This window comes from Geminicoccus flavidas, from assembly GCF_009806515.1.
GTDB lineage: Bacteria > Pseudomonadota > Alphaproteobacteria > Geminicoccales > Geminicoccaceae > Geminicoccus > Geminicoccus flavidus.
In genome coordinates this window covers 1-12,974 of the sequence record NZ_WUJP01001006.1, presented here as the reverse complement: position 1 = coordinate 12,974, position 12,974 = coordinate 1, and the positions used below count along the sequence as shown (strand labels likewise).

At 69.1% G+C, this 12,974-nt stretch carries 10 protein-coding genes; 4 read left to right on the top strand and 6 right to left on the bottom strand.

Features of this window, described 5'->3' with window-relative positions; all coding sequences use genetic code 11:
* Window positions 1-73 precede the first annotated feature (73 nt).
* The 4 genes from EQG76_RS28560 to EQG76_RS28545 form a co-directional block, all read right to left on the bottom strand.
* On the bottom strand, window positions 74-1,135 hold the full coding sequence (locus EQG76_RS28560; RefSeq protein ID WP_159718547.1) for a UDP-glucuronic acid decarboxylase family protein: 1,062 nt from the start codon (window positions 1,133-1,135) through the stop codon (window positions 74-76).
* A 199-nt stretch (window positions 1,136-1,334) separates the two neighbouring features.
* Window positions 1,335-2,132, bottom strand: a complete 798-nt coding sequence (locus EQG76_RS28555; RefSeq protein ID WP_159718545.1) for a WecB/TagA/CpsF family glycosyltransferase — start codon at window positions 2,130-2,132, stop codon at window positions 1,335-1,337.
* On the bottom strand, window positions 2,116-3,144 hold the full coding sequence (locus EQG76_RS28550; RefSeq protein WP_159718543.1) for an exopolysaccharide biosynthesis polyprenyl glycosylphosphotransferase: 1,029 nt from the start codon (window positions 3,142-3,144) through the stop codon (window positions 2,116-2,118). Before EQG76_RS28550 ends, EQG76_RS28555 begins: the two co-directional genes overlap by 17 nt.
* Before the next feature lie 36 nt (window positions 3,145-3,180).
* Entirely contained in the window at window positions 3,181-5,472 is a 2,292-nt protein-coding gene (locus tag EQG76_RS28545; RefSeq protein ID WP_159718541.1) for an AAA family ATPase, read from the bottom strand.
* 194 nt (window positions 5,473-5,666) lie between these two features.
* Here EQG76_RS28545 and EQG76_RS28540 point away from each other — a divergent pair, with 194 nt between their 5' ends.
* The gene (locus EQG76_RS28540) at window positions 5,667-6,635 is read left to right on the top strand and encodes a glycosyltransferase family 2 protein (RefSeq protein WP_159718539.1); all 969 of its coding nucleotides are present in this window, start codon (window positions 5,667-5,669) and stop codon (window positions 6,633-6,635) included.
* 20 nt (window positions 6,636-6,655) lie between these two features.
* On the opposite strand, the gene EQG76_RS28535 is transcribed toward EQG76_RS28540, so the two are convergent.
* The gene (locus EQG76_RS28535; protein WP_159718537.1) at window positions 6,656-8,047 is read right to left on the bottom strand and encodes a NosD domain-containing protein; all 1,392 of its coding nucleotides are present in this window, start codon (window positions 8,045-8,047) and stop codon (window positions 6,656-6,658) included.
* A gap of 152 nt (window positions 8,048-8,199) precedes the next feature.
* Between EQG76_RS28535 and EQG76_RS28530 the strand changes: the two genes are divergently transcribed.
* Genes EQG76_RS28530 through EQG76_RS28520 form a run of 3 tightly spaced genes read left to right on the top strand, consistent with a single transcriptional unit; the run spans window position 8,200 to window position 12,168 of the window.
* Window positions 8,200-9,495, top strand: a complete 1,296-nt coding sequence (locus EQG76_RS28530; protein ID WP_159718535.1) for an O-antigen ligase family protein — start codon at window positions 8,200-8,202, stop codon at window positions 9,493-9,495.
* Complete coding sequence (locus EQG76_RS28525; protein WP_159718533.1) at window positions 9,492-10,646, top strand: glycosyltransferase family 4 protein; 1,155 nt, start codon at window positions 9,492-9,494, stop codon at window positions 10,644-10,646. The genes EQG76_RS28530 and EQG76_RS28525 overlap by 4 nt, the downstream gene beginning before the upstream one ends.
* Window positions 10,639-12,168 (top strand): lipopolysaccharide biosynthesis protein, encoded by a 1,530-nt coding sequence (locus EQG76_RS28520; RefSeq protein WP_321573531.1) that lies wholly within the window; start codon window positions 10,639-10,641, stop codon window positions 12,166-12,168. The genes EQG76_RS28525 and EQG76_RS28520 overlap by 8 nt, the downstream gene beginning before the upstream one ends.
* On the opposite strand, the gene EQG76_RS28515 is transcribed toward EQG76_RS28520, so the two are convergent.
* Window positions 12,093-12,974: glycosyltransferase family 4 protein (locus EQG76_RS28515; RefSeq protein WP_159718529.1), on the bottom strand; the 882-nt coding region annotated here is incomplete at its 5' end. The two genes, EQG76_RS28520 and EQG76_RS28515, sit on opposite strands and share 76 nt — an antisense overlap.

Below are 12,974 nucleotides of genomic sequence, written 5' to 3'. Positions count from 1 at the left end.
CGGACGTCCCGGCCGAGCCGGGCGGTGGCGGCGATCGCCATGGCATGTTCTCTTGATGGGCGGTCGGGGTGGCTCAGGCGGTCTGCAGCAGGGGCGCTGCCTGGCGGGCCAGCGCTGCGGGCACCTCGACGTGCTGCGGCAGGCCGCGCTGCAGCACCTCCCGGAAATGCCGGATGGTCCGCTCCAGGCCGGCGTCGAGCCCGACCGTCGGCTGCCAGCCCAGGAGCTCCCTGGCCTTGGCGATGTCAGGCCGGCGCCTGGTCGGGTCGTCCTGCGGCAAAGGCATGAGGCGGATCTTGGAACTGGATCCGGTCTTCTCGATCACCTTGCGCGCCAGCTCCAGGACGGTGAACTCGGCCGGATTGCCGAGGTTGACCGGGCCGGTCACTTCGGCAGGGGCCGCCATCAGCTGGATCAGGCCGCGCACCAGGTCGTCGACATAGCAGAACGAGCGGGTCTGGCTGCCGTCGCCATAGACGGTGAGGTCCTGGCCGGTCAGGGCCTGGACGATCATGTTGGAGACCACCCGGCCGTCATGCATGCTCATGCGCGGGCCATAGGTGTTGAAGATCCGCGCGACCTTGATCGCGACGCCGTGCTGGCGGTGATAGTCGAAGAACAGCGTCTCGGCGCAGCGCTTGCCCTCGTCGTAGCAGGCGCGCGGACCAGTCGGGTTGACGTTGCCCCAGTAGGCTTCCGCCTGCGGATGGACCGCCGGATCGCCATAGATTTCGCTGGTCGAGGCCTGGAGCACTGGCACGCCCAGCCGCCGGGCAAGGCCCAGCATGTTGATGGCACCCAGGACGCTGATCTTGGTCGTCCGGATGGGGTCGCTCTGGTAGTGCGGGGGCGAGGCCGGGCAGGCCAGGTTGAAGATGCCGTCGACCTCGACATGGAGCGGCTGCGTGACGTCGTGGTGCAGCAGCTTGAAGCCCGGGCGGTCGAGGATCGGCGTCAGGTTGTCGATCCGGCCGGTCAGGAAGTTGTCGACGCACAGCACCTGGTGCCCGGCGTTCAGGAGCCGCTCGCACAGGAAGCTGCCGACGAACCCGCCGCCGCCGGTCACCAGATAGCGCTTGCGCCCACCGGACCGTCGCTGCTTGCCGCTGTGCGTGGCGTCATGACCGGCCTGCATGTCATCCGGCAGGTCATCCGGTGCAACACTGCCCACTGCGAGCTCTGCGATCCGATCGGTCGTATCGATGTTCACTAGCGCTCTCCGCCTGGTGATGGATGGCCGATCCAGACCACCAGGAACATTGTTGGATGATATTCTTGGATGAACAAATCGGTCGTTTGGATAACATTAACCGGAACGATCTAATACTTATTCGTTAGCTGCGGACCTTGCCTCGGCACAGGGCGCAGAGCACCAGCCAGACGAACCGGCTGTTGCCGATCAGGTAGCGCCGCCACAGCCGGCGCGGCTCGGTCAGCAGGCGGAACAACCATTCGAACCCGCTGCGCTGGATCCAGCGCGGTGCTTGGCGCTTGCGCCCGGACAGGAAGTCGAACGCGGCGCCCACGCCGATCAGCAGCCCGCCCGGCAGCCGGGGAGCCAGCTCGGCCATGAACCGCTCCTGCTTGGGCGAACTCAGCCCGATCCACACCAGGTTGGCGCCGGATCGGGCGATCTGCTGCGCCAGCGCGTCGTATTCCTCGGGCGACAGGGTGCGGAATGGCGGGGTCCAGGTCCCGGCGACCCGGAGGTCCGGGAACCGCTGCTGCAGCTTCCGTCGCAGCAGCTCAGCCACGCCCGGCTCCCCGCCGCACAGGAAGTGGCGCAGCCCGGCGCCGGGCGGCTGGCCGCACAGCAGGGTCATCAGCTCCGGTCCATAGACCCGACCGACCTCGCGGTAGCCGCGCAGGCGCCCCCACCAGACCACCGGCATCCCGTCGGGCGTGACCAGGGCCGCCTCGTCATGGATCCGGCGCAGCTCCGGGTCGCGCTGGCAGGCCATGATGCCGTTGACGTCGCGCACGCACACATAGCCGGGCCGGCCAGGCGTGGTCGCGAGGAGCCGGACGTGCGCTACGGCCTGCGGGAGGTCGAGCGCGCTGATCCGGACTCCCAGCAGCTCGTAGCGCGGCACTTGCGGCGCGAGCGCCCGGCGATCAGTAGGCATTGGCATGGAGGAATCGGCCGCACAGGGTCGCCAGGATGATCTTCAGGTCGAGCCAGAGCGACCATGCCCGGATGTACTCCAGGTCGTAGCGGAGCCTGGCCGCCATCTTGTCAGGCGAGTTCGTCTCGCCCCGGCAGCCATTGATCTGCGCCAGACCGGTGATGCCGGGCAGGACCCGGTGGCGTGCCGCGTAGAGCCGGAGCTGCGGGGTGAAGCGGCGGTCCAGCGGCACGGGATGGGGCCGCGGTCCCACCAGGCTCATCTCACCGCGCAGCACGTTCACCAGCTGCGGCAGCTCGTCGAGGCTGGTGCGGCGCAGGAAGCGCCCGACCCGGGTCACCCGCGGGTCGTTCCGCGTCGCCTGGCAGGCGCCATGCCGTTCCCGGCCGGGATCGGCATGCATGGACCTAAACTTCCAGACCTGGAACTCGTGGCGGTCCAGCCCGGTCCTGGTCTGGCGGAAGATCACCGGCCCGCGCGATTCCAGCCGGATCAGCAATGCGATCAGGCAGAAGAGCGGGGCCAGCAGGACCAGCAGCACTGCACTCACCAGTACGTCCATGAGCCGCTTCAGCCAGGCGGCGGGGCCGCGCATGGGTTGGCGGATAAGCATGACCCGGCCGGGCGGGTCACGGCTGAGCTGCGGGGTGATCAGGTCGGAGACCGTATCCCGCAGCACGCCCAGGTCCACGCTGATGTCGACCGGGCAGGCAGCCAGCCGCTCCAGAGCCATGGCGAGCGGCTGGTCGGCCAGCCCACGTGGTACGATGAGCACCTCCTCGAGCGCCCGCTCATGCGCCTGTTGGGCGAGGGTCTCGACCAGCTCCTCGGTCGGCGCGAACACACCGACCAGCTGGCAGGACGGGGAGGAAGCGAAGCTGGCGGCGATGATCCGCTGACATTCGGCGAGATCACCCAGCAAGGCGATCCGGCGGAGGCTCCGGCTGGCCCGCCGGAAGGTGCCGAGCAACGGCACGTCCCGGTCGGGGAACGCGGTGTCCCTGACTAATGCCTTCATCCTGGTTCACCTAAAATGATGAGCCGCTCGCCCGCGCTAGCGCAGGTAGCTGGCGCTCAGCCGAAAATGAGCGAGCTGGTCGGAACTAGCGTGGCGCGCGTACTTGCGCAGGTTGACCGCATTGAGGATGAGTTCGCAGGACCGGCCGCCATGGAGGCGGATCTCGTCCAGCGCGACCTCGACCAGGTTCCGCGCGGTGTCCTGCCAGCGGGTGACGAACAGCACCCGGTCGGCCAGCGGGACCAGCGGCACCGTGTCGGTAACTGCTAGGATCGGCGGCGAGTCGCAGAGAATGACGTCGTAGCGGGTGCGAAGCTCCGCCAGGAGACCGGCCATGGCCGGCGAGCCGAACAGGCGGGCCGGGTCGCTGCTGGTCTCCTGTGCCAGCAGGAAGTCGATCCCGAACCGCTCGTCGCGGACGAGCGCTTCCTCCGGCTTCGCCACCGGCTCCGTCAGGAGTGCCACGAGGTCGGCCTTCGGCAGGACCAGGTGCTGCAGATGGCCCGTCAGCGACTGCCGGCGCAGATCGGTGTCGATGACGAGCACCTTCAGCCCGTTGCCGGCGAGCTGCCGGCCCAGGCTCAGCGACACGAGCGTCTTGCCCTCGGCGGACTTCGCCGACGTGACCAGGATCAGCTCAGCCGTCCCCTGGGGCGAGCGGCGGCCGGCCATCAGGCGCAGGGCCGCGCGGCGCACCGCTTCGCCATACACCTTCTGGGCAAAGCCGCGGCCGCCCTCGATCCGGCCGCCCCAGACCCGCCGGTCGACGGCCGGCAGGCAGCCGATCACCGGCAGCCTGGTCGTGCGCTGCAGCTCCTCAGCCGAGCTGTAGCCTCGGCGGCGCAGCTCGAGCAGAAGCACGAGGCCCGCGGCGGCTGCGAGCGAGCCCAGCAGCGCGCCGCCCAGCAGGATGAGCCGCTTCTTGCCCTCCGGCTGGGCGGGCACCCGGGCGGCGTTGATCATCCGGGCCGGTGCCCGCACCATCAGCTGCTGCTCCCGCGCACGCTGGTAGCGGGTCAGGATGTCCTGATAGAGCAGCCTCGTGCTGTCGGTGCGGGTCGTCAGCTGCTTGAGCTGCAGCTGGTCGGTGGCGCTGAGCGCCAGCTCCTTCTCGATCGCCTGCAGCTCCCCCTCGATCCAGGCGACCTTGGCCAGGCGCAGCTGCTCCTCGCTCGCGATCTGCTGGCGGATCCCCTCCTCCTCGGCCCGGATCCGGGCGCGGATCTCGGCTTGCTCGGCCCTGACCGTCGCGACCGCGGGATGCTTGGCCTGGAGATCGCTGCCGAGTTCGGCCAGGCGCCGGGCCAGATCCGTCTCCTGCAGTCGCAGCTCCTTCATCTGCGGAGTCGTGAACCGCTCGTTCAGGCCGTGCGAGCGGTCCGCTGCCAGACTGGCGTCGTTGCGCGCGTTGACCAGCTGGGCCTGGGCCTCGGATAGGGTCTTCAGGAGTTCGGCGTAGCGCCGCTCGTTGAGCGAGCCGCTGCCGAAGTCCGACAGCCTGCGGCGCAGCGCCTGGGCCTCGGCATCGGCTGCCTGAAGCTCCTGCGCCAGGGCCGTGACGCGTTCGCCCAGATAGTTGGCCGATGCGCTAAGCGCGGCCTTCTCGGCCCGGATCAGCTCGCGGGGGAAGGCCTCGGCCGTAGCGTTGGCCACCTTTGCGGCAAGCTCGGGATCGGCGGCCCGATAGCCGATTTCGATAACTGCGGCCAACGATTCGCGGCCGACCACGAGCTGCTCGCGGAACACCGTCACCGCCTTGTCCAGAGCCGTCTCGCCCGGCCGGGCGGCGCTCGCGTCCGGATCGGCGTCGAGCGCCAGGAGTGGCGGCTGCGCCGGCAGGCCCAGCGACACGGCCAGATCCTGGAGATGGGGCAGGAGCGGGCGGGCCAGTTCCAGGACCCATGCCTTGAGCGGTGCCCAGGGCGGGTCCTCCTTGGTGAAGGCGGCCAAGCCCACGGTGTTGACGACATCCGCCGCCAGCTCGTCCGACCAGAGCACCTTCATGTAGGTCTCGAGCTCGGTCGGCCAGACCGTGGTCTGGCGGGGCGCCCCCGCATCCGCCAGGTCGGCATACTGCGCCTGGCTCGGATCGATCAGGATCTCCGCCGTGGCGATGTAGGTCGGCGGCAGCTGGCGCAGCCCCAGCACCGCCAGGCCGGTGACCAGCACCACGACCGTGCCGATCAGCTTCCAGCGGGTCAGCAGCGTGCGGGCGAGCCTGGCCAGTTCATCGTCCCGCCCGGCGGGATCGTGTGGCAGCATGCCTGGTGCGCGCTCGGCGCCATCGGTTCCCCCAGTATCGATCCGGGTCATGGCTGCCCATGTCATTGCTCGATTTCCGGTCACTTCGCCTGCCGCACCTGACTTGATCAGCCCAAGCTATGGCATGGACCGGCCGATCACGCAGTTATGCCAAATGAAGAAACATCTCCTGCCTTTGGGTATAGTCCGAAGTAGGTGGATGGACGGCGGCATCACGAGCTGCCACGGAGCGTTGCAGACTCCCCAAACAAGCTGTGATCATGATCCAGACCACCGCGGCCGTTGACTGCTCCATGCCGGTCATCGTCTCCGTGATCGTGCCGGCCCATAATGTCGAACTGTATATCGACCATACCTTGACCTCGATCCGCACCCAGACCGTGCGCTCGCTCGAGATCCTGGTCGTCGATGACGCGTCCTGCGATGCGACGGCCAGGATGGCGGCCGCGCACGCGAGCCAGGACCCGCGCGTGCGCCTGATACGCATGACCGAAAATCGCGGAGTCTGCCGGGCGCGCAACGAGGGGCTCGCCGCCGCGCACGGCCGGTGGATCGCCTTCGTCGACAGCGACGATTGGCTGGAGCCCGGGCGCTTGGCCCGGATGATCGAGGCCGCCGAACGCATGGAGCTGGACTGGCTGGCCGACGACCAGTTCATGGTGAGCCGGCCGAACGCGCGGCCCAGCGGCCGGGTGCTCCGCAACGAGCCTGCCGGGCTGTCGCGGATGGACGTAGCCCACCTGGTGGTCCGCGACCCGCCCGAGACCGTGGGCTACGGCACGCTCAAGCCCCTGGTCCGGCGCAGCTTTCTCTGCCGTCACCAGCTGGAGTTCCGCCTGGGCCAGGAGCGCTACGAGGATTTCCTGTTCCACGTCGATTGCGGCCTGCACGGTGCACGCATGGGCCTGCTGAACCAGCCCCTCTACTACTATCGGCGGCGGTCCGGTTCGCTGACGACGGTCGATCCGCTTACCACGCTCACCCGCATGCTCGAGCAGAACGCGGTCGCCGAGCATGCCGCATGCGAGCTGGGCTCGGTGCGGCTGCAGGCAGCGCTGGCGCGACGCGCGAACCTGATCCGCAGCTCCCTGGGCTATCGCCGGCTGCTGCGCGATCTCGGCCGGCGCGAGGTCAGTAGTGCGCTGCGGGCGCTGCGCGCCGACCCGCAGCTCGGGATCACCCTCATGGACCGCCTGGCCAGGGCCGCGGGCCGGCGGGTCCGCTGGTAGGGCAAGGCGGCCGCCCTGCCTCAGGGTCGTTCCACGGCACCGATGTCGCGGCGCCGGACAGACGCCCGGCCGAACTGGTCGGTGGCGTTCGCGTGAGCTTCCGCTGCACCGTCAATGGCGGGCGATTCGGCTTTCGGCATGAAGCGCTCAACCACCGGCTCGGTGCATGCGCCAGCCAGTTGCGGATCCGCGATCTGGTCGCCTGGCCCGATCAGCTCAGGCGCCACCGTGCCGAACAGGATGTTGCGGCCGGTTGCCAGGTCCGTGTTCGACCAGTTGGAGTTGATCCGCTTGCCCGGGCGGGCCAGGAGAATGTTGTTGAAGATGCGTACGCCCTTGCTGGTGTTCGCGAAGATCTCGCCATCGTTCTGGCTCTCGCCCGTGGCGTTGCGGCAGGACGTGTTGTTGAACAGATCGATGTTGGCGCTGTCATAGACGTGAAGCCCGGACCCGCCATTGTCGAACACGATGTTGTTCTCGGCGCGCATCCGGAAGGGATAGTCGAAGGCCGTGTTCTGGTCGAAGATGATACCGTTGCCGTCGGTTGGCCGGTCGCTGCCGATCGCGATCGAGGCGACATGCTGGTGGTTGGCGAACGAGATGTTGTTGCGCACGAGGATTCGGACCTCGTCCGTGGGCCCTGAGCCCATGCTGCGGCTGTGCCAGACCGAGATGCCGCTATGGCCGTAGAACGAGGTGAAGGCGTTGTGGTGGGCGACGTTGCTGTCGATCAGGAGATAGTCCGCGGCGTTGGCGGCGATTCCGGCACCGGGGAAGTCATGGACGACGTTGTCGCGCACGACGACATGGTGGACCGCCCGGGACTCGTAGCCTTCAACATAGACGCCGCTGCCGCAGTTCTCTCCGGTCGCGAAGCAGCCGCCCTGACGCCGGCCCCAGGCCACCAGATCTGCCCGTGAGCGGATCGGGGTGCCGTCGCTAGTGGCAGTGCCGACCTTGCTGCCGCTGATCTCGAAGCCCTCCAGGAGGAAATAGGCGCCGCGCAGGTGCACGAGCTGCCAGCTCGCCACCCCGGCGATGGTCGGACGCTCGCCCGGAAAGCCCCGGAGCGCGTTCCACCGGCCAGGGGCGCCGTCGAAGTCGACCAGGAGCTCGCCTTCCTCATAGATCCCGTCGCGCACCAGGATCTCCGTACCACTTCCGTAGGAGCGTGCCCTGGCCAGGGCCGCGCCGATCGTGCGCAGCGGCGAGTCCGGCGTTCCGGCGGCCGTGTCCGAGCCGGAGCCGCTGACATGGAGCTGGCGCAGAAAGCCGATGGTCCATGGTCCCGGCACCGCAGGCGCTTGCAGGCGGGGGCGCCGGTCGATCGCGTCATCGCACGCTCCCCTGGCGGGCAGGGTCATCAGTTCCACGGCCAGGGCCAGGGCCAGGGCCAGAACTGGCAGCTTCATCGGCAGGGGCCTCCGGGCAACGAATGGTGGCAGGGATACCCGCTCGACTATTGGCTGCTCCGCCCGACGGGGGCGACTACGCCCTTCAGCTGAATCCGGCCGGCATGACCGATCTGCCATGATCCGGCAAAGGCAGACGGCCAGGGTAGTCCATGCACACATCCTATTTTCAGGAGACCACGCGCTGGCCGCTGGCCGCGCCCAAAACGCTCGGCCAGCTCCTGTGCCTGATCTGGCTGGCCGGCTGGCTGTTCATCTGCTCAAGCGCCGTGTTCCCGCTCTGGATGCTCGGTCGCGAGCCCACCCTGAGCGCCGCGGCCAGCCAGACGCTGCGGCTCTTGCTCCTGCCGAGCCTGATCGCGGCGCCGATCTTGCTGGCGCTGCGCTGGCGCGCCATCACCGGACTGCTCTGCCGCCATCCCTGCCTGATCCTGCTGGGCCTCTGGATCTGGCTGTCCGCCATCTGGTCGGTCGAGCCGGGCGTGACGCTGCGCCGGGCCGCCTCGTTCTCCGCCAACACCGTGATCGTCGCCTGGGCGGCAGTGACCTTCAGCCCCGCCGTCCTCACCAGGACGCTCGCCTCGGTTGCGCTGGCCATTCTGGGGCTGAGCCTGCTGTTCGGCCTCTGCCTGCCCGACCTCGCCTTCATGCCGGACAGCGGCGAGTTCCGCGGCGTCTTCACCCACAAGAACGGTATGGGGTTGGGCCTGCTGGTGGCGGCCCTTCTCATCGCAGTCGCTTGGCACACGCAGCTCATGCCCCGGCCGACCCTGCTGCTCGGCTATGCAGCCATCGTGGCGCTGGCCGTCCCGGTCGGCTCGGCGACCACCGTGATGCTGCTGCTGGTCCTGGCCGGCCTGCACCTGCCGCTGGTGATCGCGGCCTGGCCACGGCGCATGGCGGCGGGCGGCATGCTGTTCCTGCTGATCGGCTGCGTCTCGATCCTCCTGCCGCTGTTCCTGGCGCGCAATCGAATCATCCTGGCACTCGGACGCGACGTGACGCTGACCGGCCGGACCGAGCTCTGGGACTTCGTCGACGGGTTCATCGCGCAGCGGCCGATCACGGGCTACGGCTATGGCGCCTTCTTCGAGGTGGCGAGCGTCGCCGAGCAGATCAGCGCCCGGATCGGCTGGGGTGCTCCCAATTCGCACAATGGCTACCGCGAGGTGCTGCTGGGGCTGGGGCTGGTCGGCCTCGTCCTGGCGCTCGGCGTCCTGCTGGGGGCGCTGGCACGGGCGGTGCGCGGCTTCATCCGCGACCCCCACGACCTGCGGAGCCGGTTCGCCTTCCTCTATCTGTGCCTCTATCTGTTCCGGAACTTCAGCGAGTCGGACCTGCTCGCGCATTCCGACCTCACCTGGATCCTAGCCGGCTTCGCCATCTTCCTGCCGACCGCATCAAGCCTGAGCCGGGAGCCGGCTCTCCGGCCAGGAGGCCTGCCATGAGCGTCCAGCGACGTCCGCGGGTGCTGTGCCTGCCAACCGGGCCCGACGAATACGCGATCGCGATGGTACGAGCCCTGTCCAGTGTCGCCGACTTGACGCTCGCGGCGCCGGTGCCAATGGTGGAGCGGTTCGGCCATGACCTCCTGGGCACGGTCGCAGTCCACCCGATGCCGTGGCCGCGCCATCGCGACCCGCGCAACCTGCTGCTGCTCGGCCGGCTCCTGCGCCTCGTCCGGAGGGTGGATCCCGACGTCATCCACTTCCTGGGCGACAGCGTCTTCTGGCTGGCGCTAGGCCTGCCGTTTTTGCGCCGCCGGACCAAGGTTGTCACCGTACACGACGTCACCTGCCATCCGGGGGACGTGCAGTCTCAGAAGGTGCCGGCAGCGACCATCCGGCTGCTGCGCCAAGCCGCGGACGGCCTGATCGTCCATGGGCAGGGGTTGCGCCGGGCCCTGCTGGATTCCGGCATCGGACACCCAGACCAGGTCCATGTGGTGGCGCATCCGGTGCTGGACCGTCACCGCCGCATTGCTGATGGGGCCGGGCTAGTAAAGACGCCAGGCACCGGCCCCTGCATCCTCTTCTTCGGGCGGATCATGGCCTACAAGGGCCTGGGATTGCTGATCGAGGCCTCGGACCAGGTCGTCCGGCAGGTCCCGGACGCCCGCTTCGTGGTCGCAGGCACCGGGCCGGATCTCGCGCGGCTGCGGCCGGCCCTGGCCTGCCGGCCCTGGTTCGAGCTGCGCGACCGCTACGTGCCGGACCGGGAGACGGCGCAGCTGTTCTGTGATGCGGACCTCCTGGTGCTGCCCTATCTGGAGGCGTCGCAGAGCGGCGTGCTGGCGCAGGCGGCAGCCTTCGGCCTGCCGGTGGTCGCCACCGACGTGGGCGAGATCGGGACCCTGGCAGGCCGGACCGGGATGGGCCCGGTCGTGCCGGCAGATGCCGCGGCACTTGCGCGAGCCATGGTCGGGCTCCTGCGCGATCCCCTGGCGATGCGGCACCATGCCGAAGCCGCCGCCGCGGCCGCCGCTGGCGAGCTGTCGGCCGGTTCGGTCGCCCTACGCACGCTGGCGGTCTACCGGCGGGCGGCCCAGCGCCACGCCGCTCCCCTGCCTGCGTCGCGCGTGCATCCCGAGCATGGATAATTCATCCCATTCCGCGCGGCACCCGGCGGCTGTGCCGGTTCCACCGCAGGCCGGACCGCTGCCGGGCAGCATCCGCCATTCGCTGGCCTTCTCCTTCATGGAGAAATACTTGATCCAGGCCATCACGATCGGCACGACTGCGATCATGGCCCGGCTGCTCACGCCCGCCGAGACGGGGCTGTTCATGATCGGCTACGGGCTGATCCTGCTGATCGAGGCGTTTCGCGACTTCGGTGTCGGCGCCTATATCGTGCAGACGAAGACGCTCGACCTGCCGACGGTGCGCACGGCCTTCACCGTCACCATGCTGATGTCACTCGTGATGGGCCTTGGCCTGTTCGCGGCGGCTCCCTGGATCGGCCAGGCCTATGACGCGCCGGAGCTGGCGACGATCCTGCGGATCGGCACGCTCGGCTTCCTGCTCGTTCCGTTCGGCACGCCGCTGATCGGCCTGATGCGCCGGGCCATGGAGTTCCGCACCCTCGCCTGGATCAATGTCTTGGCCGCGCTGGCCAGTGCGGGTCTAGCCATCCTGCTGGCGATCGCCGGGTTCGGCGCGGCCAGCTATGTCTGGGGAGCCGTGCTGTCCGGCACGGTGACGACTGCGTTCGCCTTCTGCTGCCGGCCGAGGCCCGAGTTCTTCCGGCCATCCCTGCACTACTGGCGGGAGGTCGGTTCCTTCGGCATGACGGCCAGCGTGCTGACCCTGGTCAACATGGGGGCCGACCTCCTGCCCAGGCTCCTGCTGGGGCGGTGGTGGGGGTTCGGTGCGGCCGGCATGTTCACGCGCGCTGCCACACTCAGTCAGCTCCCGGACCGGATGCTCGTCAGCGCGCTGAGCCCGGTGGTGCTTCCGGCCATGGCCGCCCAGGTCCGCGACGGGAGCGATCTGAAGGGCGCCTATCTGCGCGGCCACGAGCAGATGTCGGCCGTGCAGTGGCCGGCCCTGGCCGTCATGGCCCTGCTCGCGGCACCGGTGGTGCGGATCCTTCTGGGCCCACAATGGCTGGACGCGGTGCCGCTCGTGCGAATCATGGCGATCGCCACCATGATGCTGGCGCCCGCCTTCATGACCTATCCGCTGCTGGTCGCGGTCGGCCGGGTCAGGGATGCGCTGCTTGCGAGCCTGATCAGCCTGCCGCCATCAGCCCTAATCGTCGCCGCTGCCGCCTATGCCGGCCCGCACGCGCTAGCGGCCAGCATGCTCGTCACCGCACCGCTGCAGATGGCGGTGGCCTTCCGCTTCATCGCGCGGGTCATCGGCCTGGACTGGCGGGACATGCTGCTGGCGTCGCGTGCCAGCATGGCGGTCACGGCCGCAGCGGCAGCCGCGCCGGCCGCCATCGTGCTGACCTCACCGAGCGGCTTCGATCTCGATATCGGCCGGACGATCATCGCGTGCGGCGCCGCCTTCCTGGGCTGGCTCGGCGGGCTCTACCGCACTGGTCACCCCTTGAGCTCGGAGATCACCGGTGCCTGCCGGGGGCTGACCCGCTCGCTGTCGCGCAGCGCCGCTTCATAGAGGGCGGCCAGCTTCTCCGCATAGGGGGCGATGGCGAAGGCTTCAAGGTAACGCTGGCGGGCAGAACTGCCCAGCCGGGCGCGCAACTCCGGTCCGGTGACCAGGGTGACGAGCACATCCGTCAGGCCGGCCACCTCGCCAGGTGCCACCAGCAGCGCCTCCTGATCGTGCGTGACCGCCTCCAGATGGGCTCCGACCGGGGTGGTGACGATGGCGAGTCCGTGGGCCATCGCCTCCAGCAGCGCCATGGCCTGGCCCTCGGCATGGGAAGGCAGCACGAAGATGTCAGCGTCCCGGCACAGCGCCTGGACCGCGGCCGCATCCAGCCAGCCGTGGAAGCTGGTTCGGGCGCTGATGCCCAGGTCGTGTGCCTGCGCAGCGAACCGGGCGGTTTCGCCGCCACCGGCAAAGTCGATCGTCCAGGGCAGGATGCGCAAGGCCGGGGATGCCAGCGCCTGAAGCAGTTCGGGCACGCCCTTGCGGTCGTCGAGATTGCCCAGGAAGACCAGGCGCGCGGGCCGTTCCCGCTCTTGTCGCAATGGCGGCGAGCCGGGATCCGGGACGGCATTGGGCAGGCGCACCAGCCTCGTTGGCTCGACGCCCAGGAGCTTGGTGGCGATGGCCTCGTCGCGGTGCCCCAGCACGACGACCCGTTCGGCCCGCTGGAACAGCCGGCGCACGAAGCGCCGCCCGACCATGCCGCGCCTGCCGAAGTCCGCCCGGTAGTCGTAGTCGTGCAGGTGCACGATCGTCGGCAGGCGCAGCAACGCTGCCGTCTCGCTCAGCACGATCTTGCGGAGCGTGCT

Bases quoted from the DNA above. Each gene is read 5' to 3' on its own strand.
- EQG76_RS28535 (WP_159718537.1), bottom strand. From the start codon at position 8,047: ATGAAGCTGCCAGTTCTGGCCCTGGCCCTGGCCCTGGCCGTGGAACTG.
- EQG76_RS28555 (WP_159718545.1), bottom strand. From the start codon at position 2,132: ATGCCAATGCCTACTGATCGCCGGGCGCTCGCGCCGCAAGTGCCGCGC.
- EQG76_RS28560 (WP_159718547.1), bottom strand. From the start codon at position 1,135: ATGCAGGCCGGTCATGACGCCACGCACAGCGGCAAGCAGCGACGGTCC.
- EQG76_RS28525 (WP_159718533.1), top strand. From the start codon at position 9,492: ATGAGCGTCCAGCGACGTCCGCGGGTGCTGTGCCTGCCAACCGGGCCC.
- EQG76_RS28520 (WP_321573531.1), top strand. From the start codon at position 10,639: ATGGATAATTCATCCCATTCCGCGCGGCACCCGGCGGCTGTGCCGGTT.
- EQG76_RS28540 (WP_159718539.1), top strand. From the start codon at position 5,667: ATGATCCAGACCACCGCGGCCGTTGACTGCTCCATGCCGGTCATCGTC.
- EQG76_RS28530 (WP_159718535.1), top strand. From the start codon at position 8,200: ATGCACACATCCTATTTTCAGGAGACCACGCGCTGGCCGCTGGCCGCG.
- EQG76_RS28545 (WP_159718541.1), bottom strand. From the start codon at position 5,472: ATGACATGGGCAGCCATGACCCGGATCGATACTGGGGGAACCGATGGC.
- EQG76_RS28550 (WP_159718543.1), bottom strand. From the start codon at position 3,144: ATGAAGGCATTAGTCAGGGACACCGCGTTCCCCGACCGGGACGTGCCG.